General features: G+C 61.7%; 25 protein-coding genes. 22 read left to right on the top strand and 3 right to left on the bottom strand.

Annotation, left to right across the window (positions count from 1 at the left end; all coding sequences use genetic code 11):
• The first annotated feature begins 15 nt into the window (after positions 1 to 15).
• Positions 16 to 654 (top strand): methyltransferase, encoded by a 639-nt coding sequence (locus GJA_RS22515; RefSeq protein WP_051781256.1) that lies wholly within the window; start codon positions 16 to 18, stop codon positions 652 to 654.
• Here the strand turns inward: GJA_RS22515 and GJA_RS28015 are convergent.
• Complete coding sequence (locus GJA_RS28015; protein WP_038496842.1) at positions 620 to 1,234, bottom strand: PEPxxWA-CTERM sorting domain-containing protein; 615 nt, start codon at positions 1,232 to 1,234, stop codon at positions 620 to 622. The two genes, GJA_RS22515 and GJA_RS28015, sit on opposite strands and share 35 nt — an antisense overlap.
• Positions 1,235 to 1,495: 261 nt before the next feature.
• On the opposite strand from GJA_RS28015, the gene GJA_RS22505 reads away from it, so the two are divergent.
• From GJA_RS22505 to GJA_RS22435, 15 genes are all read left to right on the top strand, one after another.
• On the top strand, positions 1,496 to 1,795 hold the full coding sequence (locus GJA_RS22505; RefSeq protein WP_038496839.1) for an FmdB family zinc ribbon protein: 300 nt from the start codon (positions 1,496 to 1,498) through the stop codon (positions 1,793 to 1,795).
• A 42-nt stretch (positions 1,796 to 1,837) separates the two neighbouring features.
• On the top strand, positions 1,838 to 2,446 hold the full coding sequence (locus GJA_RS22500; protein ID WP_038496837.1) for a DUF502 domain-containing protein: 609 nt from the start codon (positions 1,838 to 1,840) through the stop codon (positions 2,444 to 2,446).
• An 82-nt stretch (positions 2,447 to 2,528) separates the two neighbouring features.
• The gene (aspS, locus tag GJA_RS22495) at positions 2,529 to 4,325 is read left to right on the top strand and encodes an aspartate--tRNA ligase (RefSeq protein WP_038496833.1); all 1,797 of its coding nucleotides are present in this window, start codon (positions 2,529 to 2,531) and stop codon (positions 4,323 to 4,325) included.
• 241 nt (positions 4,326 to 4,566) lie between these two features.
• Complete coding sequence (nudB, locus tag GJA_RS22490) at positions 4,567 to 5,025, top strand: dihydroneopterin triphosphate diphosphatase (RefSeq protein ID WP_038496830.1); 459 nt, start codon at positions 4,567 to 4,569, stop codon at positions 5,023 to 5,025.
• A 199-nt stretch (positions 5,026 to 5,224) separates the two neighbouring features.
• Complete coding sequence (locus GJA_RS22485; RefSeq protein WP_038496827.1) at positions 5,225 to 7,342, top strand: TonB-dependent receptor; 2,118 nt, start codon at positions 5,225 to 5,227, stop codon at positions 7,340 to 7,342.
• 9 nt (positions 7,343 to 7,351) lie between these two features.
• Positions 7,352 to 8,212, top strand: coding sequence for a substrate-binding domain-containing protein (locus GJA_RS22480; RefSeq protein ID WP_051781255.1), 861 nt, complete (start codon positions 7,352 to 7,354; stop codon positions 8,210 to 8,212).
• Between the two features lie 107 nt (positions 8,213 to 8,319).
• Positions 8,320 to 9,699 (top strand): M48 family metallopeptidase, encoded by a 1,380-nt coding sequence (locus GJA_RS26350; protein WP_051781254.1) that lies wholly within the window; start codon positions 8,320 to 8,322, stop codon positions 9,697 to 9,699.
• A gap of 64 nt (positions 9,700 to 9,763) precedes the next feature.
• Entirely contained in the window at positions 9,764 to 10,588 is an 825-nt protein-coding gene (locus GJA_RS22470) for an endonuclease/exonuclease/phosphatase family protein (protein ID WP_038496824.1), read from the top strand.
• A gap of 9 nt (positions 10,589 to 10,597) precedes the next feature.
• Positions 10,598 to 11,761, top strand: coding sequence for a phospholipase D-like domain-containing protein (locus tag GJA_RS22465; RefSeq protein ID WP_038496821.1), 1,164 nt, complete (start codon positions 10,598 to 10,600; stop codon positions 11,759 to 11,761).
• Entirely contained in the window at positions 11,758 to 12,141 is a 384-nt protein-coding gene (locus GJA_RS22460; protein ID WP_038496818.1) for an RNA-binding S4 domain-containing protein, read from the top strand. The genes GJA_RS22465 and GJA_RS22460 overlap by 4 nt, the downstream gene beginning before the upstream one ends.
• Positions 12,142 to 12,332: 191 nt before the next feature.
• The gene (locus tag GJA_RS22455) at positions 12,333 to 12,959 is read left to right on the top strand and encodes a TetR/AcrR family transcriptional regulator (RefSeq protein ID WP_038496815.1); all 627 of its coding nucleotides are present in this window, start codon (positions 12,333 to 12,335) and stop codon (positions 12,957 to 12,959) included.
• A gap of 70 nt (positions 12,960 to 13,029) precedes the next feature.
• Positions 13,030 to 14,832, top strand: coding sequence for an acyl-CoA dehydrogenase C-terminal domain-containing protein (locus tag GJA_RS22450; RefSeq protein ID WP_038496812.1), 1,803 nt, complete (start codon positions 13,030 to 13,032; stop codon positions 14,830 to 14,832).
• A 14-nt stretch (positions 14,833 to 14,846) separates the two neighbouring features.
• Positions 14,847 to 17,246, top strand: coding sequence for a 3-hydroxyacyl-CoA dehydrogenase/enoyl-CoA hydratase family protein (locus tag GJA_RS22445; RefSeq protein WP_038496808.1), 2,400 nt, complete (start codon positions 14,847 to 14,849; stop codon positions 17,244 to 17,246).
• A gap of 13 nt (positions 17,247 to 17,259) precedes the next feature.
• Positions 17,260 to 18,456 carry an acetyl-CoA C-acyltransferase gene (locus tag GJA_RS22440; RefSeq protein WP_038496805.1) on the top strand — a complete coding sequence of 399 codons (1,197 nt, stop codon included), beginning with the start codon at positions 17,260 to 17,262 and terminating at the stop codon, positions 18,454 to 18,456.
• A gap of 79 nt (positions 18,457 to 18,535) precedes the next feature.
• Positions 18,536 to 19,315, top strand: a complete 780-nt coding sequence (locus tag GJA_RS22435) for an enoyl-CoA hydratase (protein WP_038496802.1) — start codon at positions 18,536 to 18,538, stop codon at positions 19,313 to 19,315.
• A 43-nt stretch (positions 19,316 to 19,358) separates the two neighbouring features.
• Here the strand turns inward: GJA_RS22435 and GJA_RS22430 are convergent, their stop codons facing one another.
• Together GJA_RS22430 and GJA_RS22425 are read right to left on the bottom strand one after the other, a co-directional pair.
• Complete coding sequence (locus GJA_RS22430) at positions 19,359 to 20,159, bottom strand: SDR family oxidoreductase (RefSeq protein WP_038496799.1); 801 nt, start codon at positions 20,157 to 20,159, stop codon at positions 19,359 to 19,361.
• A complete protein-coding gene (locus GJA_RS22425) occupies positions 20,156 to 20,485 on the bottom strand; it encodes a nuclear transport factor 2 family protein (protein ID WP_038496796.1) in 330 nt (109 codons plus the stop codon). Before GJA_RS22425 ends, GJA_RS22430 begins: the two co-directional genes overlap by 4 nt.
• 191 nt (positions 20,486 to 20,676) lie before the next feature.
• Between GJA_RS22425 and GJA_RS22420 the strand changes: the two genes are divergently transcribed.
• The 6 genes from GJA_RS22420 to GJA_RS22395 all read left to right on the top strand — a co-directional run bounded on the left by GJA_RS22420 (position 20,677) and on the right by GJA_RS22395 (position 24,216).
• The gene (locus GJA_RS22420) at positions 20,677 to 21,039 is read left to right on the top strand and encodes a translation initiation factor Sui1 (protein ID WP_038496793.1); all 363 of its coding nucleotides are present in this window, start codon (positions 20,677 to 20,679) and stop codon (positions 21,037 to 21,039) included.
• A 96-nt stretch (positions 21,040 to 21,135) separates the two neighbouring features.
• Positions 21,136 to 21,411 carry a hypothetical protein gene (locus tag GJA_RS22415; protein ID WP_038496790.1) on the top strand — a complete coding sequence of 92 codons (276 nt, stop codon included), beginning with the start codon at positions 21,136 to 21,138 and terminating at the stop codon, positions 21,409 to 21,411.
• Between the two features lie 75 nt (positions 21,412 to 21,486).
• A complete protein-coding gene (locus GJA_RS22410; RefSeq protein ID WP_038496787.1) occupies positions 21,487 to 22,131 on the top strand; it encodes a metallophosphoesterase family protein in 645 nt (214 codons plus the stop codon).
• Positions 22,132 to 22,304: 173 nt separating this feature from the next.
• Positions 22,305 to 22,856: a DUF3455 domain-containing protein gene (locus tag GJA_RS22405; protein ID WP_038496784.1), complete on the top strand. Its 552-nt coding sequence runs from the start codon at positions 22,305 to 22,307 to the stop codon at positions 22,854 to 22,856.
• A gap of 92 nt (positions 22,857 to 22,948) precedes the next feature.
• Positions 22,949 to 23,506, top strand: a complete 558-nt coding sequence (locus GJA_RS22400) for a sigma-70 family RNA polymerase sigma factor (protein WP_038500805.1) — start codon at positions 22,949 to 22,951, stop codon at positions 23,504 to 23,506.
• Positions 23,503 to 24,216 carry an anti-sigma factor gene (locus GJA_RS22395; protein WP_038496781.1) on the top strand — a complete coding sequence of 238 codons (714 nt, stop codon included), beginning with the start codon at positions 23,503 to 23,505 and terminating at the stop codon, positions 24,214 to 24,216. Before GJA_RS22400 ends, GJA_RS22395 begins: the two co-directional genes overlap by 4 nt.
• The last annotated feature ends 18 nt before the right edge of the window (positions 24,217 to 24,234 follow it).

Here is a 24,234-nt window from a genome sequence, read left to right as displayed (position 1 = left end):
ACTGGGACCGGTCACATGGGCAAGTTCGAACAGCGCGATCCCTTGTCTCCCGGTTTTTGGGATGAGCGTTTTAAGCGCCATTTCATGCCGTGGGACCATGGCGGCGTACCGGCTGCGTTGCGCCGGTTTGTGCAAGCGTCCGGCACAGCGCAGCGTTGCCTGATTCCCGGCTGCGGTTCGGCGTACGAGCTGGCTTTCATGTCGAATGCCGGCTGGGATGCCACCGCCATCGATTTTGCGCCGGCGGCGGTCAGTGCCGCGCGCGCGGCCGCCGGCCAGTGGGGCGGGCGGGTGCTGGAAGCGGACTTCTTCGCCTTTGAGCCGGCCCGGCCGCTGGACCTGATTTACGAGCGGGCGTTCCTGTGCGCCATGCCGCGCGCCATGTGGCCCAAGGTGGCGGCGCGCTGGGCGCAATTGCTGGCCCCCGGCGCCTTGTTGGCCGGTTATTTCTTTTTCGATCAGGCAATCAAAGGGCCGCCATTCGGCATCGAGCGCGCGCAACTCGACAGTTTATTGCAGACTGACTTCGAGTGTATCGCCGACCAGCCGGCCGACGATTCGATCCCGGTGTTCGCCGGCAAGGAGCGCTGGATGATCTGGCGCCGCCGCCAGCATGCCGTTAGCGCGCGGCTGCTTGACGGCGGCGCAGGCTAAAACCGATCAAGCCCAAACCTGCCAGCAGCATCGCATAAGTTTCAGGTTCCGGCACGGCGGCCAGCGGCGTGTCCGACACCGTCAAGTTCCTGAAATACGCCTGGTTGGGAATGTTGGTGCTGAATTGTTCCAGCATCAGGTGCGCTGCGCCGGCACCGACATTGGCGGCATTGAAGGCGATGCTATAGTGATTCCATGTGCCATTATTAACCAGCGACATGGGCGTGCCGTTGTGAGGGCTGCTGCCCGCCAGCCATTGATGGGTGCCGGGCAATCCGGCGCTGATGCCGACAAAACCGCCGCCGCTGCTGCCCAGCGCCGCTGCGCCAAAGTAATCGAAATTGATATAACCGCTAGTAAAAGTACCCAGGCTGAAGATATCGCCGGCTGAATTACCGCTTGCAAAGGCGAGCACGTTGCCGCTGCCGCCGGTAGGGTCGGCGATGACATGGGCATACGATCCATGGCTGGCCGGGGTCCAGCCGTTCAGGTCGTCAAAATTTTCCGTCAGGCTGACGGTGGCCGCGACTGCCGGATGGAAAACGGTGCAAAACAGGGCTGCGAGTGCGATTTTTTTCATGGGATCCTCGATGATGTAGATGGCTTACATTGTTTGCATTGCATTTTGTTATTAAATTATATTGTAATTAAATATATTTAAAATAGCAATTTTCAATATGGGAAATCATATTTATTTATTAAAGTCAGGGGAAGGGGGCGGGCCGGCCGTGTCGCGGCGCAGATTTTTGTCGCGCTGCCGGCTGGCGGCGGCACTGAAATCCGTAAGCCCGCGTAAAAAGCTTTATAATTCAGGGTTTTTGATGATTTTTGCGGAGTTGTGATGCCGATTTACGCTTACCGCTGTGATGATTGTGGTTTTGCCAAGGATGTCTTGCAAAAGATTTCCGATCCAGTGCTGACGGTGTGCCTGTCCTGCGGCAAACCGACTTTCAAGAAACAATTGACCGCTGCCGGTTTCCAGTTGAAGGGTACCGGCTGGTACGCCACCGATTTCCGCGGCGGTACCGCGCCGTCCACGGTGGTGCCGAGCGGGCCTGCCGACACGGCCGCCAAGCCTGCCGCGCCGGCCGCCGACAGCGCGCCTGCCAGCGCGCCGGCCGTGCCAGCGAAGGCCGACTGAGGAAGGCGCCGGCATTTTCCGACGCCCATAACAAAGAGATCAATGCGTAAATATTTCATTACCGGCTTGCTGATTCTGGTTCCCCTGGCCATCACGCTGTGGGTGTTGAACCTGGTGATCAGCATCATGGACCAGTCGCTGCTGTTTGTGCCGCAACGCTGGCAGCCGAAGACGCTATTCGGTTTTGACATTCCCGGCCTGGGCACGATACTGACGGTAGTGATTGTGTTCGTGACCGGTTTGCTGACCAATAACCTGGTCGGCAATTACATTGTGAAGCTGTGGGAAAAGTTGTTGCAGCGCATACCGGTGGTGAATTCGCTGTATTCCAGCGTCAAGCAAGTGTCGGACACCTTGTTTTCATCGTCCGGAAATGCTTTTCGTAAGGCAGTGCTGGTGCCGTATCCGCACCAGAATTCCTGGACCATCGCGTTTTTGACCGGCGTGCCGGGCGGCGATGTGAAGAACCACCTGGTCGGCGAGTTTGTCAGTGTGTATGTGCCGACCACGCCGAACCCGACGTCGGGGTTCTTCCTGATGATGGCGCGCAGCGATGTCGTCGAGCTCGACATGAGCGTCGACGCGGCGCTGAAGTACATCGTCTCGATGGGCGTGGTGGCGCCCGAACTGGCGCCGGCCGCCAAAGAATAAGGGCGCGCGCCCCTGGCGACAGGGGCGTGGCCGGATTGAACAATAGTTAGCTAATTTAACCTGGACTGAGAAATTTATGTCAATGCGTACTCAATACTGCGGCCTCGTCACTGAAGCCATGCTCGGACAAACCGTCAGCCTGTGCGGCTGGGTACATCGCCGCCGCGACCATGGCGGTGTGATTTTCATCGACTTGCGCGACCGCGAAGGCCTGGTCCAGATCGTTTGCAATCCGGAACAAGCCGAAGTCTTCAAAGTCGCCGAAATCGTGCGCAATGAATTCTGCCTGCGCGTCACCGGCGTGGTGACTAACCGTATCGACGGCACCATCAATAACAACTTGAAATCGGGCAAGATCGAAGTCGTGTGCAGCCAGCTCGAAGTGCTGAACGCATCGGTCACCCCGCCGTTCCAGCTGGACGACGACAACCTGTCGGAAACCACCCGCTTGACGCACCGCGTGCTGGACCTGCGCCGTCCGCAAATGCAAAACAACCTGCGCCTGCGTTACAAGGTGACGATGGAAGTGCGCAAGTACCTGGACGAACTGGGCTTCATCGACATCGAAACCCCGATGCTGACCAAGTCGACCCCGGAAGGCGCACGCGATTACCTGGTGCCGTCGCGCGTGAACGCGGGCAACTTCTTTGCTCTGCCGCAATCGCCGCAATTGTTCAAGCAATTGCTGATGGTCGCCAACTTCGACCGTTATTACCAAATCACCAAGTGCTTCCGCGACGAAGACTTGCGCGCCGACCGCCAGCCTGAATTCACCCAGATCGATTGCGAAACCTCGTTCCTGTCGGAACAGGAAATCCGCGACCTGTTCGAAGACATGATACGCAAAGTGTTCAAGAACACGCTGGACATCAGCCTGCCGAACCCATTCCCGGTGATGGATTACGCGACCGCGATGGGCAAATACGGTTCCGACAAGCCGGACATGCGCGTCAAGATGGCGTTCACCGACTTGACCGAGGTCATGAAAGATGTCGACTTCAAGGTCTTCTCCGGCGCGGCGAACCTGCCGAACGGCCGCGTGGTCGGCTTGCTGGTACCGGGCGGCGGCGCGATGCCACGTTCGGAAATCGATGCATACACCCAATTCGTCGCGATTTACGGCGCCAAGGGCCTGGCCTACATCAAGGTCAATGAAAAAGCGAAAGGCCGCGACGGCTTGCAATCGCCTATCGTCAAGAACTTGCACGATGCCGCCCTGGCGCAAATCATCGAACTGACCAACGCCCAGGACGGCGACTTGATCTTCTTTGGCGCCGACAAGGCCAAGGTCGTCAACGACGCGATCGGCGCGCTGCGCGTCAAGATCGGCCACAGCGATTTCGGCAAGAAAGCCGGCCTGTTCGAAGACACCTGGAAACCACTGTGGGTGGTCGACTTCCCGATGTTCGACTACGACGAAGAGTCGGACCGCTGGACCGCGACCCACCATCCATTCACGGCGCCGAAAGACGGCCATGAAGACATGCTGGAAACCAATCCGGGCGCCTGCATCGCCAAGGCCTACGACATGGTCTTGAACGGCTGGGAACTGGGCGGCGGTTCGATCCGTATCCACCGCGCCGAAGTGCAAAGCAAAGTGTTCCGCGCCTTGAAGATCGACGCCGAAGAAGCGCAATTGAAATTCGGCTTCTTGCTCGACGCGCTGCAATACGGTGCGCCTCCGCATGGCGGCCTGGCATTCGGCCTGGACCGTATCGTGACCATGATGACCGGTTCCGATTCGATCCGCGACGTGATCGCCTTCCCGAAAACCCAGCGCGCCCAGTGTTTGCTGACACAAGCGCCGTCGGAAGTGGATGAGAAGCAACTGCGCGAATTGCACATCCGCTTGCGCAGCGCCGAGCCGAAAGTCGCTTAAGAGCCTATCCCAGTAGTGAGCGTCTTGTTCTGGCCGCGCATCAGGAGCGCGGACCAGGCGTGAGGAGGAAGCGTGGCGAGCCACGCGACGACGATCAACGCAGTCCCCGTTCCTGAGGGGCGCCAGAAGAGGGCGTATTCATCTACTGGGATAGGCTCTAAGCACGATGGCCGCCGCCGGGGCGGCCATGATTTCTGAATGCTATGCAAGGCGCTGACGAGGCGCCTTTTTCATTCTTGATATGACCCATAAAATTCCCGTTTCCGTGCTGGTCGTGATTCATACCGCCGACTTGCAGGTGCTGCTGATCGAGCGTGCCGGCCAGCCCGGCTTCTGGCAATCGGTGACCGGTTCGCTCGACGCGCCCAACGAGTCCCTGCGCGATACCGCAGTGCGCGAATTGTTCGAGGAAACCGGCATCGCCGCCGATGGTCTGCAGATCCGCCTGCGCGATTGGCAAGTGTCGAATATCTATGAAATCTATCCGGTCTGGCGCCACCGCTATGCACCGGGCGTCATGCACAACACCGAACATGTGTTCAGCGTGCAAGTGCCGCGCGACATCGGCGTCACGCTGAGTCCGCGCGAACATTTGCAATATGTGTGGCTGCCTTATCTGGAAGCGGCCGACAAATGCTTCTCGTCGTCGAACGCGGAAGCGATTTTGCAATTGCCGCGGCAATTGGCGTCCCCGTCTTAAATTTTTCCTGTGCTTTAACGGAGGCATCCGGACGGCTGTTCAAGACGTTTTTTGAACTTGATTTGAACTTCATTATAAGAAAGTTATATCAAGTTGATAGCGTCAGAGCCGCTGCCTGTGCGGGTTTCAAGATCGCTATATAATTTGATATATAGCGCTACCTCCTCCCCATATCTCCCCGTTGTCAACCAAGGAAATCATGATCAGCCGTCAGTCTGTTGCACGTCGTATACTCCGTTTATCCGCCATCGCCATTGCCGCCGCCAGTTGTTCCGTCCATGCCGCCGACGCCGGAGCGGACCAAATCATCGTCAGCGGCACGGCTGAAAACGCCTACCGCGTCGCTAGCGCCAGCATGGGGCCGCTGGGCCAGCAGGCGATGCTCGATACGCCGTATTCGATCAATGCGATCTCGTCCGAGTTCATCGCCAGCCAGCAACTAAAAAGCGTCAAGGAAGTATTCCGTTACTTGCCGTCGGTGCAGGGCGAGAATATCCGTCCGCAAACACGCGGCCTGCAAGCGGGCGTGGTGCAGAATACCCGCATCGACGGCTTGAACATGGCCAGCACCACCGACTTTCCGGTGGAGCAGTTCGAGCGCATCGAAGTGCTGAACGGCCTGGCCGGTGCGCTGTACGGTCCGGCGAATCCTGCCGGTACCTTCAACTATGTGCTGAAACGTCCGACCGCCGACACCTTGCGCCAGGTCACGCTGGGGTATGCCAGCAAAGGGCAGGGCATGGCCGCCGCCGACTTGAGCGGCCACGTCGGCGACGATGGGCGTTACGGCTATCGGATCAACTTGCTGGACGACCAGGGCGACGGTTATGTCGATTTCAGCCATCAGCGCCGCAAACTGATCAGCCTGGCGTTCGACGTGCAATTGGCGCCGGGCACGGTACTGGAAACCAACGCCAGCACCTATCATTACGTCAGCATGGGCTTGCCCGGCACGTTTTCGCTGGCGCCCAACGTCAAGTTCCCCAGCGCACCGTCGGCCAGCACGGTCGGTTATGGCCAGCCGTATGCCGGCGACGACAATGTGACGGACATGGGCAGCTTGCGCCTGCGCCATGATTTCAGCCCGGACTGGCATTTGACGGCCGGTATGTTGCGCCAGAACAGCGACCGCGCCTCGACGGTGCCGACCAATACGCTGACCAATAATGCCGGCGCTTACACCACCACCGCCGCCACCACCACCTTCAGCCTCGATAGCATCGTCAGCAATACGATCGCGCTGAATGGCCGGGTGCAAGCCGGGGGCTTGCGCCACGAGATCGTGCTGGCCAATACCGGTTTTGACTGGGAACGTTACACGCCGTTCCAGACCGGCGCGATTACGCTGGGCAAGGCCAGCCTGCAAAATCCGCTGGTGTTCGCACAAGCGGCCTGGCCCGATTTCCGTTACCGTTACCGCGCCGCCGTGACCCGCCAGCAGTCGCTGACGCTGGGCGACACCATCCATGTCAACGATGTGTGGTCGGTGCAGGCGGTGGCCAGCCAAAGCTGGATCTCGTCGCGCAACTACAACAAGACGGGCGCGGCCACCTCGGATTATGACGACAGCGGTATCAGCCCGAGCGCCAGCCTGATGTACAAACCACGGCACAACATGTCGGCCTACCTCACCTATGCCGGCAGCTTGCAGCAGGGCGATTTTGCGCCGGCCGGCACGCTCAATGCCGGCAGCAGCCTGGCGCCTTACCGCAGCAGGCAATGGGAGCTGGGCTACAAGGTCGAGTGGTCGAAGGTCAACCTGTCGGCGGCGCTGTTCCGCATCGAACGGCCATTCGCTTATACCGGCGCCAACAATGTATTCCAGGTGCAAGGCGAGCAAGTCAACCGCGGTATCGAACTGATGTTCAACACGGCCGTCGGCCGCGACGTGACCCTGTACGGCGGTGTCACCTGGCTAGATCCGCGCCTCGGCAATACCGGTGCGGCGGCGACCAGCGAGACGCAAATCCTCGGCCTGTCGCGCAGCGCCGCCAACCTGCTGGCCGAATACCGCGCGCCGTTCGTGCCGGGCCTGACTGTCAGCCTGAACTTGAATTACCTGGGCCAGCGTCCAGGCAACAACAGCAATACCGACTGGGTGCCGGGCTACACCATCGCCGACCTCGGTGTGCGCTATGCCGGCAAGCTGATAGGCAAGGCTGCGACCTGGAGCTTGTCGGCGCGCAACATCGGCGACCGCCAGTACTGGGCCAACATCACGCCTGGCGGCCAAAACGGTTATACCGGCAGCGGCAGCGGTACCGGCACGCTGGGCGCACCGCGCACCGTGCGCGCTTCAGTGCAAGTCAATTTCTAAGGAACATCCATGTCGATTCAAAAATCGTTGCTGGCGGTCTTGCTGGGCGCCATCGGGACTGCCGCCATCGCGGCCGAGCCCGTCAAACTGTATGCCGCCGGCAGCCTGACCGGCGCCTTGACGGCCGTGATCCGGCAATACCAGGCCGATACCGGCGTGGTGGTGGAGCCGGTGTTCGGTCCGGCCGGCTTGTTGCGCGAGCGCATAGAGCAGGGCGCCGTGGCCGATGTCTTCATCTCGGCCGACATGGACAGTCCGCAGCGTTTATTCAGCCTTGGCAAGGCTGCCGCGCCGCTGGTGTTTGTGCGCAACGGCGTCTGCGCGACGGTTCGTGCCGATCTGAAGGCGACGCCGGCTAACTTGCTGGCCAAGCTGCTGGACCCGGCCGTCAAGCTCGGCACGTCGACGCCGAAAGCCGATCCGGGTGGCGATTATGCGTGGAAATTGTTTGCCAAGGCGGAACAGGTGCAGCCGGGCGCCCGCGCCATCCTTGAAGCGAAGGCCCGGCAACTGGTCGGCGGTCCGGCCAGTCCGCCTGTGCCGGCTGGCAAGAACGCCGTCAAATATTATTTCGAGACCGGCCAGGTCGATATCTTCCTCGGTTATTGCAGTTCGCGCTTGCCGAGCGCCCAGCGTTTGCCCGATCCGGCCAGCGACCAGGTCGGCATGCCGCCATCACTGGCCATCGTGCCCGATTACGGACTTACCGTTGTCAATCGGGCTGGGCAGCAGCGCCCGGAAGCATCGCGTTTTGCGCTGTACCTGATGACGGCCAGGGCGCAGCGCATCATGGCCGATTATGGTTTTGTGCCGGTCGCCCTGGCGTCGCCAGATTCATCGGAGACGGTGATTCATTTGATTGTCAAATGAATCACATAAAATACCATTGTGCTGTAGACTCGCGGACTCTTGCGGATTGGCCATGGCGCCAAAGGCTGGCGCCGCCTTTCCCTTCTTGATGAGTCGACGAGGTAATAATGGATGAAGGTTTTGTAAGGCCGGCCGAGCCGGCGCCGTTTTCAGCGCCCGGTGCGATCCGCGTGTATCCGAAGGAACAGAAGCTGTTCACCATCTTGCTGGTGCTGTCGGCGCTGTTCTGGCTGGCCTTGACGGTCGCCACGGTCGGGCTGGTGTGGCTGCTGCTGGCGCTGCTGTATGTGTTCGGCCTGGCGGCCCATTCGTATTTCATGTCGCATCTGCAAGGTCATGGTGTCAAGGTCGGCGCGCAACAATTTCCCGACCTGCATGCGCGTTTCAATGCCTGCTGCGATGCGGTCGGCTTGCCGCAGCGGCCAGAGTTTTATGTGATGACGGGCAATGGCGTATTAAACGCCTTTGCCACCCGTTTCCTGCGCCGCAATTATGTGGTGCTGCTGAGCGATGTCGTCGATGCGCTGCAAGACGACCCGCCAGCGCTGAATTTTTATATCGGCCACGAACTGGGCCATATCGTGCAAAAGCACCTGGTGCGCCACTGGTGGATCGGCACGATGATGCTGACGCCATTGCTGGGTTCGGCTTATTCGCGGGCCCGTGAATACACTTGCGACCAGTATGGCCTGGCGTGCTGCGACGACAGCCGCAGCGCGCTGCATGCGCTGGCGGTATTGGCCGCCGGCGGCAAGCGCTGGAAGACCATCAATTTCGACGCGTACATCGCGCAAAGCGGCGCCAGCGGCGGTTTCTGGATGTCGCTCAATGAATTGACCGGCGACTATCCATGGCTCAGCAAGCGCTTCGCGCGCGTGCGCAGCGGCGATGCCGCGACGTTCCCGCGGCGTCATCCGCTGGCCTGGTTCTTCGCCGCGCTGGTGCCGCGCACCGGCTTTGGCGTGCTCGGCGGCCTGATCGTCTACAGCTACCTGGCGCTGGTGCTGTTTGCGCTGGCGCTGCCCGCTTACCAGCATTTCCGCAACGCCAGCCAAGAAGCGACCTCGACCGCGTATCAGGAAGAAATGCCGGAAGCGCAGCAGCAAGCATTGATCGCCGCCGCGTATGCGCATGGCATGGCCGCCGGCGAATATGTGACGGCCTTTGTCGGCAAGCATCAACGCTTGCCGGAAGACATGAACGAGGCCGGTTTTACGGCCACCAGTCCGGCCGTCTACGAGATCGGCATCGCGCCCGAGAACGGCGCACTGACGATCGTCCTGGCGGCGCCGATGATGGGAGTGGAAATCGAACTGGTGCCGAACAGCAGCGCCCATCTCGGCCACTGGAATTGCAATGTGAATGTGGCGTTGCCGGCCAATCTGCTGCCGCCGGCTTGCCATTACGCCGCTCACGACGAAGAGGAGCAGGAAGCGGACGGCGGCGACGAGGGCACCGCGCTGGAGCCAGCGCCGAAAAAAACCTGACGCCAGGCTGAGCGCACGATTGAGTTGCAGCGCACAAACGGCCGACTGGGGGTAGAATCATCCCATGAAAATCCGCGTAGCAACTTATAACATCCACAAGGGCGTCTCGTCGGTTCGCGGGCTGCCCAGGGTACATGCCCTGAAGCAAGCGATCGGCTTGTTCGACGCCGAAGTGGTCTTTTTGCAAGAGGTGCAGGGCAAGCACGACCGCAAGGCTGCCCGTTTCGGCGCCGAGAAACATGGCCACAAGCATTGGCCGCAAGCGGCTCAGCACGAGTTTTTTTCCGGCGAATCGCGCCACCTGCATGCGGCCTACGGCATGAATGCGGTGTATGACCATGGCCACCACGGCAATGCCTTGCTGAGCGCCTATCCGATCGCCTCGATGTATAACCATGATGTGTCCGATCATGCATACGAACAACGCGGCATCCTGCATTGCGTGTTGCGCACGCCGGCCGCCGACGTGCATTGCTATGTGGTGCACCTGGGCTTGTTCGAGGCTGGCCGTTCGCGCCAGACCGAGGCCTTGATCGAGGCGGTGATGGCGTCGGCGCCCGATGGCGAACCGGTGATCATCGCCGGCGATTTCAACGACTGGCGCAATACCCTGAGCGACAAGCTGCGCAAGCAGCTCGGCGTGGTCGAAGTGTTCGACCAGCATGCATCGAAATCGGCGCTGGGCGACCTGGTGCGCACCTTGGCGCGGCGCAAGACCAATCTGTCGCCGATACCGGCGCGCACTTTTCCGGCCGCCTTGCCATGGTTCCGCCTGGACCGGATTTATGTGCGCGGTTTCCAGGTCGAGTCGGCGCAAGTGATGCACGGCACTTTATGGGCCAAATTATCGGACCACGCCCCTATCGTCGCGTCGCTGAAACTGGCGTAGACTGGTCCTATGCGATCAGTCAATTTCATAGCCCACAACGATATCAAGCTGCTGCGTAGCGGCACCGACTACTTTCCGGCGCTGATCGCGGCGATCGACGGCGCCAGGTCCGAGATTTATTTCGAGACCTATATCTTTGCCGCCGATGCCACCGGGGCCAGCGTGCTCGACGCGCTGATACGCGCGGCCGGTCGTGGTCTGCTGGTATGCATGATTACCGACTGGTATGGCACCGGCAACCGCCGCGTCAACGCCATGCATGCCCAGCTGGAAGCGGCGCAGGTGCATCACCGTATCTTCAACGCCTGGTTTCGCCGTGGCATCACGCGCACCCACCGCAAGATTTGCGTGGTCGACCGCGAGCTCGCCTTTGTCGGCGGCATCAATATCAACGACGATATGTTTTGCGATTACGACCACCGCATCAGCCTGTCCGCGCCGCGCTGGGATTTTGCGGTGCAGGTGCGCGGCCCGCTGGTCGACGTGATCCACAAGGAAGCGCAAGTGCAATGGGCGCGCCTGGGCAAGATGAACTTGATCAAGCGTATCAATCTGTACCGCGAAATGCGCGCCGTCAATAAAGCGCTGGCGCACAACCCGGTCATGGCCGGCTTCGTGGTGCGCGACAATTTGCGCAACCGGCGCACCATCCAGCGCGCCTACCTGCAGGCGCTGGGCCGGGCCCGCAAGAGCGTGCTGCTGGCCAATCCATACTTTGCGCCGGGCCGCAAATTCCGCGAGGCGCTGGCGTCGGCCGCGCGGCGCGGCGTCGACGTGGTGCTGCTGATCGGGGTCGGCGAAATCTGGCTGCAAGACGCGGTGGCGCATTCGTTTTATCCGAAGTTGCTGGAGGCCGGCGTCAAGGTGGTCGAATACCACAAGACCCAGCTGCACGCCAAGGTCGCCGTCATCGACGACGACTGGGCCACGGTCGGGTCGAGCAATGTCGACGGCCTGAGCCTGTTCCTGAACCAGGAAGCCAATGTGGTGATCAAGGACGCCGGCTTCGCGTGCACCCTGCGCCAGCAGATCGAACAGGCCATCGCCGACGGGGTGGTGGTGCACCAGGACGATTTTGCCCATGTCGGGCGCTGGCGCCGGCTCGGATATGAGGCCGCCTTCCTCGGATATAAGATTATCATGCGTATTTTTGCTGTGGGGAAATACGCATGAACGGTCCTGTACGTATCGACAAATGGTTGTGGGCGGCGCGCTTCTTCAAGACCCGTACCCTGGCCAGCGATGCGGTCGATAGTGGCAAAGTGAAAGTCAACGGCGACAAGGTCAAGCCGGCGCGGCCGGTGCACCTGGGCGACGAGTTGCTGGTAGACAATGGTTCGGATACCTGGGAACTGATCGTGGCCGGCCTGTCCGACCAGCGTGCCGCCGCGCCGGTGGCCCGCACTTTATATGCCGAAACGCCGGCCAGCATCGCGCGCCGCGCGCATGACAGCGAACAGCGCAAGCTGTTTCGCGAACCGGGCGCGGCCATCAAGGGACGCCCCACCAAACGCGACCGGCGCCAGCTCAGCAAGGCCAGCGGCGACAGCTGATCCAGGCTGGCCCACGGCGCTTTTATGCTGCGCCGCACCAATAGAACGCGACCTCTAAACTTCCCGTTTGACTTTTAAGCCTTACTGGATAATAGTACGAGCGTTCGGAATTTTTTAACGAAGATTTCTGTTGCTGCGGATTACACCTCACTTTTTTATACGGTACTCTTATTAATACTTCAGCCAAATTCATGCGCAAAGGCGAATTGACACGGGCAGCCATCCTCGATGTGGCACTGGACTTATCCAGCCGCGACGGCCTGGAAGGACTGACCATTGGCTTGCTCGCAGACAAGATGAACATGAGCAAATCGGGGGTCTTCGCGCACTTCGGTTCGCGCGAAGACTTGCAGCTGGAAGTGCTCAAGTTGTACCACCACCGTTTCGAGCAAGAGGTTTTCTTCCCGAGCATGCAGGAAACGCGCGGCATCATGCGCTTGAAAGCGATGTTTGCGCGCTGGATCAAGCGCGTCAGCGTCGAAATCGCCTCCGGCTGCATCTACATCAGCGGCGCGGTCGAGTATGACGACCGTCCCGGACCGATCCGCGAGGAATTGGTGGCCATGGTGCGCGCATGGCAGGGCGCGTTGCTGCGCAGCGTGCAGCAATCGATAGAAACCGGCGACTTGAAGCCGGATACCGACGCACGGCAAATGGTGTACGAGATGTATGGCCTGATTCTGGCGTTGCACCACGATGCGCGTTTCTTGCGCATGCCGGGCAGCGTCGAGCGCACCAGGCTGGGCTTCGACCGCCTGCTGGAAACGTACCAGAGTCCCCAGTTGGCGCATACGCCGCAAGCACCGCAAGCGATATAAGCGCCGGCGGTCTTGCCGCCGGCAATCGGAAACACACACTTTAGAGCTCAATAGCCGTCAGGAGAATATTATGGGTCAATACGTCGCGCCAATCCGGGACATGCAATTCGTGCTGCATGAATTCCTGCAAGTCGAAGAAGAATTGAAACAAATGCCGCATTACGCGGACGTCGACGCCGACATCATCAACCAGGTGCTGGAAGAGGGCGGCAAATTCACGTCCGAAGTGTTGTTTCCGCTGAACCACTCCGGCGACCGCGAAGGCTGCCATCACGATCCGGTGACGAAAAGCGTCACCACCCCAAAAGGTTTTAAAGAAGCCTACAAGCAATACGTCGAAGGCGGCTGGGCCGCGCTGGCGTGCGATCCGGAATACGGCGGCCAGGGCTTGCCGGTGGTGTTGAACAATTCCTTCTATGAAATGCTGAATTCGACCAACCAGGCGTGGTCGATGTATCCGGGCCTGTCGCACGGCGCCTATGAGTGCCTGAAAGAACACGGCACGCCGGAACAAAAATCGGTCTACCTGCCGAAACTGGTCTCCGGCGAATGGACCGGCACCATGTGCCTGACCGAACCGCATTGCGGCACCGACCTCGGCATGCTGCGCTCGAAAGCGCTGCCTGAGGCGGACGGTTCCTGGACCATCACCGGCAACAAGATTTTCATCTCGGCCGGCGAACACGACATGTCGGAAAACATCTTGCACCTGGTGCTGGCCCGCGTGCCGGACGCGCCGGAAGGCTCGAAAGGCATTTCGCTGTTCCTGGTGCCGAAATTCCTGCCGAACGCCGACGGTTCCATCGGCGCGCGCAACCCGATCACCTGCGGCGCGATCGAAGAAAAAATGGGCATCCACGGCAATTCGACCTGCCAGATGAACCTGGACGGCGCGAAAGGCTGGATCATCGGCCAGCCGAACAAGGGCTTGAACGCGATGTTCGTGTTCATGAACGCGGCCCGTCTCGGCGTCGGCATGCAATCGCTGGGCCTGACCGAAGTGGCCTACCAGAACGCGCTGATCTACGCCAAGGACCGCATCCAGATGCGCAGCCTGTCCGGCGTCAAATCGCCAAGCCAGCCGGCCGACCCGATCATCGTGCACCCGGACGTGCGCCGCATGCTGTTGACCGGCAAGGCTTACGCCGAAGGCGCGCGCGCGTTCACGTCCTACGTGGCGCTGCAGATCGACCGCGAACTGCACCACCCCGACGCCGAAGTGCGCAAGGAAGCGGCCGACGAAGTCGCGCTGCTGACCCCGGTCATCAAGGCCTTCATCACCGACAATGCGTGGATCGCCACCTCGGAAGCGATGCAAGTGTTCGGCGGCCACGGTTATATCGCCGAATGGGGCATGGAACAATATGTGCGCGATGCGCGCATCAACATGATTTACGAAGGCACGAACACGATCCAGTCGCTGGATTTGCTGGGCCGTAAAATCCTCGGCGACAACGGCGCCAAGCTGCGCAAGTTCGGCGAAAAAATCAAGACCTTCGTCGAAGAGAACGGCACCGATGAAGCGATGAGCGAATTCGTCACCCCGCTGGGCGACCTGGGCGACAAAGTGACCAAGCTGACGATGGAAATCGGCATGAAGGCGTTCCAGAATCCGGACGAAGTCGGCGCCGCCTGCGTGCCTTACCTGCGCGTGGTCGGCCACATGATCTACAGCTATCTGTTCGCGCAGATGGCCAAGATCGCCCTGGAAAAAAATGGAGCCGCCGAGGCCCAGGGTGATAAATTTTACACCGCCAAACTGGCGACCGCGCGTTTCTATTTCGCCCGCCTGCAACCTGAGACGGCAACCCTGATCCGCCAGGCGCGCTCCGGTTCGGCCAACCTGATGGCACTCGACGCAGACCTGTTCTAAGACTTGAGGAAAATATGACCAATTTCATCGTTAAAAAAGTAGCCGTCCTCGGCGCCGGCGTGATGGGCGCGCAGATCGCCGCCCATTGCATCAACGCGAAAGTGCCGGTGGTGCTGTTCGACCTGCCGGCGAAGGAAGGACCTAAGAATGGCATCGTGCTGCGCGCCATCGACAACCTGAAAAAGCTGTCGCCTGCGCCGCTGGGCAACAAGGATGACGCATCGCTGATCCAGGTCGCCAACTACGAAGACAACCTGGACTTGCTGGCCGGCTGCGACCTGATCATCGAAGCGATCGCCGAGCGCATGGACTGGAAACACGACCTGTATAAAAAGGTCGCGCCGCATATCGCACCGAACGCGATCTTCGCGTCGAACACGTCCGGCCTGTCGATCAACAAGCTGGCCGACGGCTTCGACGCAGAACTGAAAGCGCGCTTTTGCGGCGTGCACTTCTTCAACCCGCCGCGCTATATGCACCTGGTGGAATTGATCCCGACCGTGTCGACCAGGCCGGCCATCCTCGACCAGCTGGAAGTGTTCCTGACCACCACGCTGGGCAAGGGCGTCGTGCGCGCCAAGGACACCCCGAACTTCATCGCCAACCGGGTCGGCATCTTCGGCATGCTGGCGATCATCCACGAAGCTGAAAAATTCGGCCTGACCGTGGACGTGGTCGACGACCTGACCGGTGCCAAGCTGGGCCGCGCCAAGTCGGGCACCTTCCGCACCGCGGACGTGGTCGGCCTGGACACCATGGGCCATGTAATCAGGACCATGCAGGACAACCTGGCCGGCGATCCATTCTTCGGCGTCTACCAAACCCCGGCGGTGCTGGCATCGCTGGTTGAAAAAGGCGCGCTGGGCCAGAAGAGCGGCGCCGGCTTCTACAAAAAAGTCGGTAAAGAGATTCAACGCCTGGACTTCGCCAGCGGCGAATACGTGAGCGGCGGCGGCAAGGCCGCCGACATCATCGCCCGCATCTTGAAAGAAAAAGATCCGGTCAAGAAAATGAAGGCGCTGCGCGAATCGACCAATCCGCAAGGCCAGTTCCTGTGGGCGATCTTCCGCGACGCGTTCCACTACATCGCCGTGCACCTGGACACCGTGGCCGACAATGCGCGCGACATCGATTTCGCGATGCGCTGGGGCTTCGGCTGGAACGTCGGCCCGTTCGAAACATGGCAAGCGTCGAACTGGCTGCAAGTGGCGAACTGGGTCAGGGAAGACATCGCCGCCGGCCAGGCGCTGTGCGACGCGCCGCTGCCAGCGTGGGTGTTCGAAGGCCCGGTCGCCGAACAGGGCGGCGTGCATACGCCTGAAGGTTCCTATTCCGCCATCTCGAAATCGTTCGTGCCGCGCTCGACGCTGGCCGTGTACGAGCGCCAGCCATTCCGCGCGCCAGTGCTGGGCAGCGGCGCCGCCGACGGCAAGACCGCCGGCACCACGGTATTCGAGGACGACTCCGTGCGCGTCTGGCATACCGGCGACGAAGTACTGATCATCTCGTTCAAGACCAAGATGCACGTGATCGGCGAAGGCGTGATCAATGGCTTGAAACTGGCGCTGGCGGAAGCCGAAAAGAACTTCAAGGGCCTGGTGATCTGGCACGCTGATGCGGCCGAAGGCGGTGCGTTCTCGGCTGGCGCCGACCTGCAATCGGCGCTGCCTGCGTTCATGCAGGGCGGCGTCAAGGCGGTCGATCCGATCATCGCCGAGCTGCAAAAAACCTTCCTGTCGCTGAAATACGCGAACGTGCCGGTGATCGCCGCGGTGGCGGGCCTGGCGCTGGGCGGCGGCTGCGAGCTGGCGCTGCACGCGTCGAAACGCGTGGCCTCGATCGAGTCCTATATCGGCCTGGTGGAAGTGGGCGTCGGCCTGATCCCGGCCGGCGGCGGCTTGAAGGAAGCGGCGCTGCGCGCCTGCAAGGAAGCCAAGGGCAACGACATCCTGCAATTCCTGAAAGTCGGCTTCACCAATGCGGCCACCGCCAACGTGTCGAAATCGGCGCTCGAAGCGCAAAAAATGGGTTACCTGAAAGAAGACGACGTGATCGTGTTCAACCCGTACGAATTGCTGCACGTCGCCAAGGTCGAAGCGCGCGCGCTGTTCGACGCCGGCTTCCGTCCGCAACTGCCATCGCCGATCCAGGTCACCGGCCGCTACGGCTGGGGCACGATCAAGGCGCAACTGGTGAATATGCGCGACGGCGGCTTCATCTCGGCGCACGACTTCAAGCTGGGCGAAATGATCGCCGAGATCGTGTCGGGCGGCGACGTGGACCAGGGCAGCTTTGTCAGCGAGCAGTGGTTGCTGGACATGGAACGCAAGGCCTTCCTGGAATTGCTGAACCATCCTAAAACCCAGGAACGCATCATGGGCATGATGCAAACCGGCAAGCCAGTGCGCAACTAATCGAAAGAAGATAATGAGCAAACAACTTCAAGACGCATACATCGTCTCCGCAACCCGCACGCCGATCGGCAAGGCGCCGCGCGGCATGTTCAAGAACACCCGCCCGGACGATCTGCTGGTCAAAGTGCTGCAATCGGCATTGGCGCAAGCGCCTGGCCTGGATCCGGCGCTGATCACCGACGCCATCATCGGCTGCTCGTTCCCGGAAGCGGAACAGGGTTTTAACATCGCCCGCAACTCGGTGCTGCTGGCCGGCTTGCCGAAAACCGTCGGCGGCGTCACCGTCAACCGCTACTGCGCATCGGGCATCACCGCGATCGCCATGGCGGCCGACCGCATCCGCGTCGGCGAAGCCGACGTGATGATCGCCGGCGGCATCGAATCGATGTCGATGGTGCCGATGATGGGCCATCACCCATCGATGAACCTGGACATGTTCAGCGACGAAAACATCGGCATGGCCTACGGCATGGGCTTGACCGCCGAAAAAGTGGCGGCGCAATGGAAAGTGTCGCGCGAGCAGCAGGACGCGTTCTCGGTCGAGTCGCACCGCCGCGCCATCGCCGCGCAGCAAGCCGGTTTCTTCAAGGCGGAAACCACGCCGGTCGAAATCATCACCCGCACGCCTAACCTGGCCACCGGCCAGGTCGACGTAAAACGCCGCACGGTCGACACCGACGAAGGCGCGCGCGCCGATTCGACGCTGGAGTCGCTGGCCAAGCTGAAACCGGTATTCGCCGCCAAAGGTTCGGTGACCGCCGCCAACAGCTCGCAAATGTCGGACGGCGCCGGCGCGCTGCTGATCGTCAGCGAAAAAATCCTGCGCGAGCACAACCTGACTCCGCTGGCGAAATTCTCGTCGTTCGCGGTGCGCGGCGTGCCGCCTGAAATCATGGGCATCGGCCCTAAATTCGCCATCCCCGCCGCCTGCGCGGCGGCCGGCATCACCCAGGACCAGCTGGACTGGATCGAGCTGAACGAAGCGTTCGCGGCGCAAGCGCTGGCCGTGATCGGCGACCTGGGCCTGGATCCTGCGAAAGTCAATCCGATGGGCGGCGCGATCGCGCTGGGCCACCCGCTGGGCGCGACCGGCGCGATCCGCGCCGCGACCGTGATCCATGCGCTGCAGCGCACCAGGCAGAAATACGGCATGGTCACCATGTGCGTCGGCGCCGGCATGGGCGCGGCAGGAATTTTTGAGCGCGTATAAGTGGCAGGCTGAATATCAGCTGACATAACAAACAGGGCGCTGTGGACAACCTCGGCGCCTTTTATTTTTTGGAGACGATATGGATATTTTGTGCAGCAAGAGCGACGGCATCCTCACGCTTGAATTCAACCGCCTGGAACGCAAGAACGCCATCACGGGGGCGATGTACCAAACCCTGGCCGATGCGCTGGTGGCGGCCGAAACCGATGACGGCGTGCGCGCTATCCTGATCACGGGTAAACCCGAGATTTTCACGGCCGGCAACGACCTCGACGACTTCATGAAAACCGCGCGTCCGCAAGACGGCACACTCGACGAACAGCGTCCGGTATTCCAGTTCATGCGCGCGCTGTACGGCAGCAGCAAGCCGGTGGTGGCGGCGATTGCCGGCCCGGCCATCGGCATCGGCACCACGCTGCTGATGCATTGCGACCTGATCTACGCGGCCGACAACGCCAAGTTCTCGATGCCGTTCGCGCAGCTGGGCCTGTGCCCGGAATTCGCGTCCAGCCTGCTGCTGGCGCAAATCGCCGGCTACCCGCGCGCCGCCGAAAAACTGATGCTGGGCGAATCCTTCCCGGCCCAGGAAGCGCTGCAAATGGGGCTGGTGTCGAAGGTCTTGCCTTTGGCGGAATTGATGCCGTTCGCGCGCGGCCAGGCCGCCAAGCTGGTGGCGTTGCCGGCCGCGTCGATCCGCGCCACCAAACGGCTGATGAAGCAGAGCCGGCTGGCGCCGATGCAGGCCGCGATCGCCGAGGAAAACCAGCAATTCAGCGACATGCTGGGCGCGCCGGAAGCGAAGGAAGCGTTTACCGCATTCTTTGAGAAGCGCAAGCCGGATTTCTCGAAGTTTGGCTGATGAACGCAGCAAGCCGCTGCGCGGCTTGCTGCACGCTGTGGCATCAGACCGTCGGGATGGTGCCGCCGTCGATGACGTAGTCGGCGCCGTGTATCGACGCCGCGCGATCGGAGGCGAGGAAGGCCACCAGTTCCGCGACTTCTTCCGGCTTGCCCGGCCGGCCGATCGGAATGCCGCCCAATACCGCCATCAGTTTCTGCAGCGCCTGCTCCTCGGTGATGCCGTCGTGCTGCGCCCAGCGCCGTATCATCGCTTGCGCGGCGGTGGTTTCGATGAAGCCGGGCGATACGCTATTGACGCGGATGCCCTTGGGACCGAATTCCTTGGAGAGCCCCTTGCTGTAGTTGACCAGCGCGGCCTTGGCGGCGGCGTAGGCCAGCGTGGAATCGTATAGCGGCAGGCTGCGCTGGATCGAGGCGATATGGATGATGACGCCGTATTGGCGCTCGACCATTCCCGGCAGGAAGGCGCGGTCCAGCCGTACCGCCGTCAGCAGGTTGCCTTGCAGCGCGTCTTCCCATATGGCGTCGGTCAGCGCCAGCGCACCGCCGCCGGAGCTGGTCGAGCCGCCGACGTTGTTGATCAGGATGTCGATGCCGCCCAGCCTGGTATTGGTCTCGCGGATCACGCTGTCGATGCCGGCCCGGGTGCCGATATCGGCGGCGATGAAGTGCACGCCTTGCGGCAAGTCATCGACTGCGTTGCGCGCCGTGGTGACGATGCTGGCGCCGCGCTCCAGCATCAGCTTCAGCGTCGCGGCGCCCATGCCCTTGGTGCCGCCGGTGATCAGGACACGTTTATCCTCGAAGTCGGCAGCGCCGATGGTGTTATGCATGCCATTCATGCCGTGATCTCCAGCATGGCGATGCCGTCGCCGGCCAGCGTGAAGGCAAACGCCATTTGCAAGGGACTGCCGGGGAAATTCCCGCTGACGGTGGTGCTGACCGTGCAGCGCTCGTCATGCGTCTGTGCGGCGTCCGGGACGATGATGGCGCTGTATTTTTTGCTGCTATCTTCTTTCCAGGCCTTGATGGCGTCGTGGCCCTGATGAACTTTGTTATTGTCGCGCACCACGCCATCGCTGGCGAAGCAGCGGGCAATACCGCCGATATCCTTGGTGTTTTCGGCGTGGAAATAGTCGGCGACGACTTGGGGTAATGTCAGTGACATGCTGCATCCTTGTGCGGGAGTTGAGGGTGCAGCCATGATAGGTGCTGCGATTGCGGCGAGATATCCCATGCTGGTATATGAACTTTGAACAAGAAGTTCATAACGGGGGCCAGTGTCCACCCACTAAATAATGCCGCCAGGCTGACTTTTTGGGATAATCCACGCCTCGACAATTCCCCGACAAGACCATCATGAAAAGCAGTTCCAAAGGCGGCCTGGTGTATTCCACCGAAGTGGGCCGCACCTGTCCCGGCTGCCGCCAGGCGTTGGCGGTCTGCAGCTGCAAGACGAGCGCCAAGGCGGCGCCGGCCGGCGACGGCCAGGTGCGCGTGTCGCGCCAGACCAAGGGCCGCAGCGGCAAGTGCGTGACGCTGGTCAAGGGCGTGGCGCTCGATGGACTGGCGCTGGCCGCGCTGGGCAAGCAGTTGCGCACCGCCTGCGGCAGCGGCGGCACGGTCAAGGATGGCGTGATCGAAGTGCAGGGCGACCATTGCGAGCTGGTGCTGGAGACATTGATAAAGCTCGGCCACCAGGCCAGGCGCAGCGGCCAGTAGCCCCGGCTGGCGGGCGCGCCGCGACGCCGTGAAATCTGGCTTTAGCGGCCTTATTTGTCGCATGCGTCGATCGGTCCGTCTTGCGCGGTGGCGCACATGAACGACGGGCATTTGACGGCCTGGTCGCATACCCAGGGTGCCTTTCCGCTGCGCGGCGATGTGGCGCTCGACGCCGCCTTGCTGGCGCGCGCCGTCGCCGGCCATCCGGTCAAGGTGCAATGGATGCGTGCCGATGAATTCGGCTGTACGCCTTTCGGACCGGCGATGACGACGCAGATCCAGGCCATCCTGTCCGCCGAGCGGTTTTTAATTGTGACGCCCTGGTTGGCGGCGCTGATTTTTCAAGTTGGCATTATTGCTGGAATGGTATGATCATCGGAAAAATTATTTTCCAGATTCCCATGTCCGACCATCCATCCCGTCCATCCGTCCGCGCCGGCCAGCGGCATGAGCACCATTTTCATGTGCGGCGATCCGCACGGCCGTTTCAGCCACATCGTCGATGCCGTGCTGGAGGAGCGTCCCGCCGCCGTGATCTTGCTGGGCGACCTGGACTTGCAGCGCCCGCTGCACGAGGAGCTGGCGCCGATTATCGGCGTCACCGATATCCGCTGGATCCACGGCAACCATGAAACGGATTCCGAGCTGCATTACGATCATCTGTTCGGCTCGCGCCTGGCCGATCGGGGCTTGCATGGCCGGGTCGTGGAGGTGGCCGGCTTGCGCGTCGCCGGCATCGGCGGCGTATTCCGGGGCAAGATATGGGATGGCCAGCATCCCCGCTTCGATAGCCAGCAAAGTTATTTGCGGGTGCATGGCAAGGGTAATGACTGGCGCGGCGGGCTGCCGCTGCGTCACCGCTCCAGTATTTTCCCGTCCGATATCGCCGGCCTGCAACACCTGCAGGCCGACATCCTGGTCACGCATGAGGCGCCCGACCTGCATCCGCACGGCTTTGCGCCGTTGTCGGCGCTGGCCCGCAGCATGGGCGTGCGCGCCGCGTTCCATGGCCATCATCACGCAACCATCGTGTATCCGGATGGCGTCTGGCGCGGAGTCGCGCTGCGCGAGATTTTTCGCTACAGATTCTGACCCGCTGGTATCGCCAACCAGCAGGCGCTTGAACTGCGACATCAGGTCCGGAGCATGGCGGATTGCGCTGCGACGAATTTATTTTTTGCTGGCTGCATCCAAATGGCAGGCTGGCGGGTAGTACAGGTATCGGTGCCGAAAGCCGATATCACCACACCCACCAGGAGAACCTCATGAAAGCTACCGTCCACGCTTGCGCCGCCTTGTCCGCCGTTGCCGCCATCGCCTTGCTGTCCGGCTGCGCGCCGTTGTCGCCGAACTATACGCAAGATGCGCTGGCCGACGCCGTCAAGGTGCCGGCCGGTCACCGGGTCGCGCTGCACACCGTCGGTGTCGGCCAGATTACCTATGAGTGCCGGGCTAAAAAAGATGCGCCGGGGCAGTTCGAATGGGCGTTTGCCGGTCCCGATGCGGCGTTGAACGACCGCAGCGGCACCAGGGTCGGCAAATATTACGGTCCGCCAGCGACCTGGGAAAGCGTGGACGGCTCGAAAGTGACGGCTACCCAGCTGGCCGTATCGCCCGCCGGCGCCGGCAATATTCCGCACCAGCTGGTGAAGGCGAATCCGGCCAGCGGCAGCGGCGTCATGAGCGGCGTGACTTATATCCAGCGCGTCGCCACCATCGGCGGCGTGGCGCCGGCCAGCGTGTGCGGCGCCGCTAATCCGGGCAGCAGACAAACAGTCGGCTACCAGGCCGATTACATTTTCTGGAAGGCGGCGTAAGGCCGGTTCAGCAGGACGGGATGGCGCGCCGATATTGTCTATAATGCATGAGCTTTATCTGGCCCATCCACTCCTTCTGATTGGCGACCACCTTGACTGCCGACTCTTCTTCCTTCGATTACGACGCCGCGCTGCGCGCCTGCGCGGCTGGCGAGCGCCGCGCGCTGCAACGGCTGTATCAGCAGGAAAGCCGCTATCTGCTGGGCGTGGCGCTGCGCATCGTGCGCGAGCGCCAACTGGCGGAAGACGTGCTGCACGACGCCTTCATCAGCATCTGGAACCGCGCCGCCAGTTTCGATCCGCGGCGCGGCGCCGGGCGCGGCTGGATCTACAGCGTGGTGCGCCACCAGGCGCTGAACCTGGTGCGCGCGCGCGACCATGAGGTATCGGCCGGCGAGGAGGAGGTGCAGGCGCTGCTGGATGCCGGCGCTGCGCCCGATGCGCCGGAGGCGTTTGAACTGCATGCCAGCATGGGCAAGCTGAACGATTGCCTGGGGCATCTGGACCCGCCCAAGCGCAGCAGCATTGTGTACGCCTACGTCGACGGTTGTTCGCACAGCGAGATCGCGCAACGCCTGAAGGCGCCGCTCGGCTCGGTCAAGGCGTGGATCAAGCGCGGCCTGGGCGCATTGCGGGAGTGTATGGGATGACCGAATTGGCCGACGATGTGATGCAACTGGCGGGCGAATATGTGCTTGGCACGCTGAGCCTGGCCCAGCGTAGGCAAGTCGAGCGGCGCATGCCGCACGAACCCGCGTTGCGGCATGCGGTGGATGACTGGGAGCGCCGTTTGCTGCCGTTGACGGCGCTGGCCGAGGCGCAGCAGCCGTCGGCGCAGTTGTGGCCGCGTATCGAGCGCAGCTTGCCGATGCCGCGGCGGGGGCGGGTAGGCCAGTCCGGCGGCTGGCGCGCCTGGTGGGACAGCCTGTGGCTGTGGCGCGGCTTGACGGCCGGCGGTGTCGCCGTCGCCGCAGTGCTGGCGCTGCTGGTGGCCGGCAAGCTGGCCGAGCCGGCGCCACAGCCCGGGTATATGGTGGTGCTGGTGCAGCCGCAAGACAGGGCGCCCGGCTGGGTGGTGCAAACCGGCAGCCGCAATCAATTGAGCCTGACGCCGCTGGGGCAGGTCGCGCTGCCGAAGCAAAAGGCGCTGCAATTCTGGACCAAGGGCAATGACTGGAACGGTCCGCGTTCGCTGGGGCTGGTCAATCCGGGCCAGAGCAAGCGGCTCGTCATGGATCAATTGCCGCCGGTGCAGGCGGATCAATTATTTGAAATCACGCTGGAGCCGGAGGCCGGTTCCCCGACCGGCAAGCCGAGCGGGCCGGTGTTGTTTATCGGCCGCGCCGTCAAGGTCATGTAAGTATTGTGCGAGGCCGGC

The sequence above is a fragment of the Janthinobacterium agaricidamnosum NBRC 102515 = DSM 9628 genome, assembly GCF_000723165.1.
Taxonomy (GTDB): Bacteria; Pseudomonadota; Gammaproteobacteria; order Burkholderiales; family Burkholderiaceae_D; genus Janthinobacterium; species Janthinobacterium agaricidamnosum.
The sequence above is the reverse complement of the archived record's forward strand: the minus strand, read 5'-3'. Positions and strand labels throughout refer to the sequence as shown.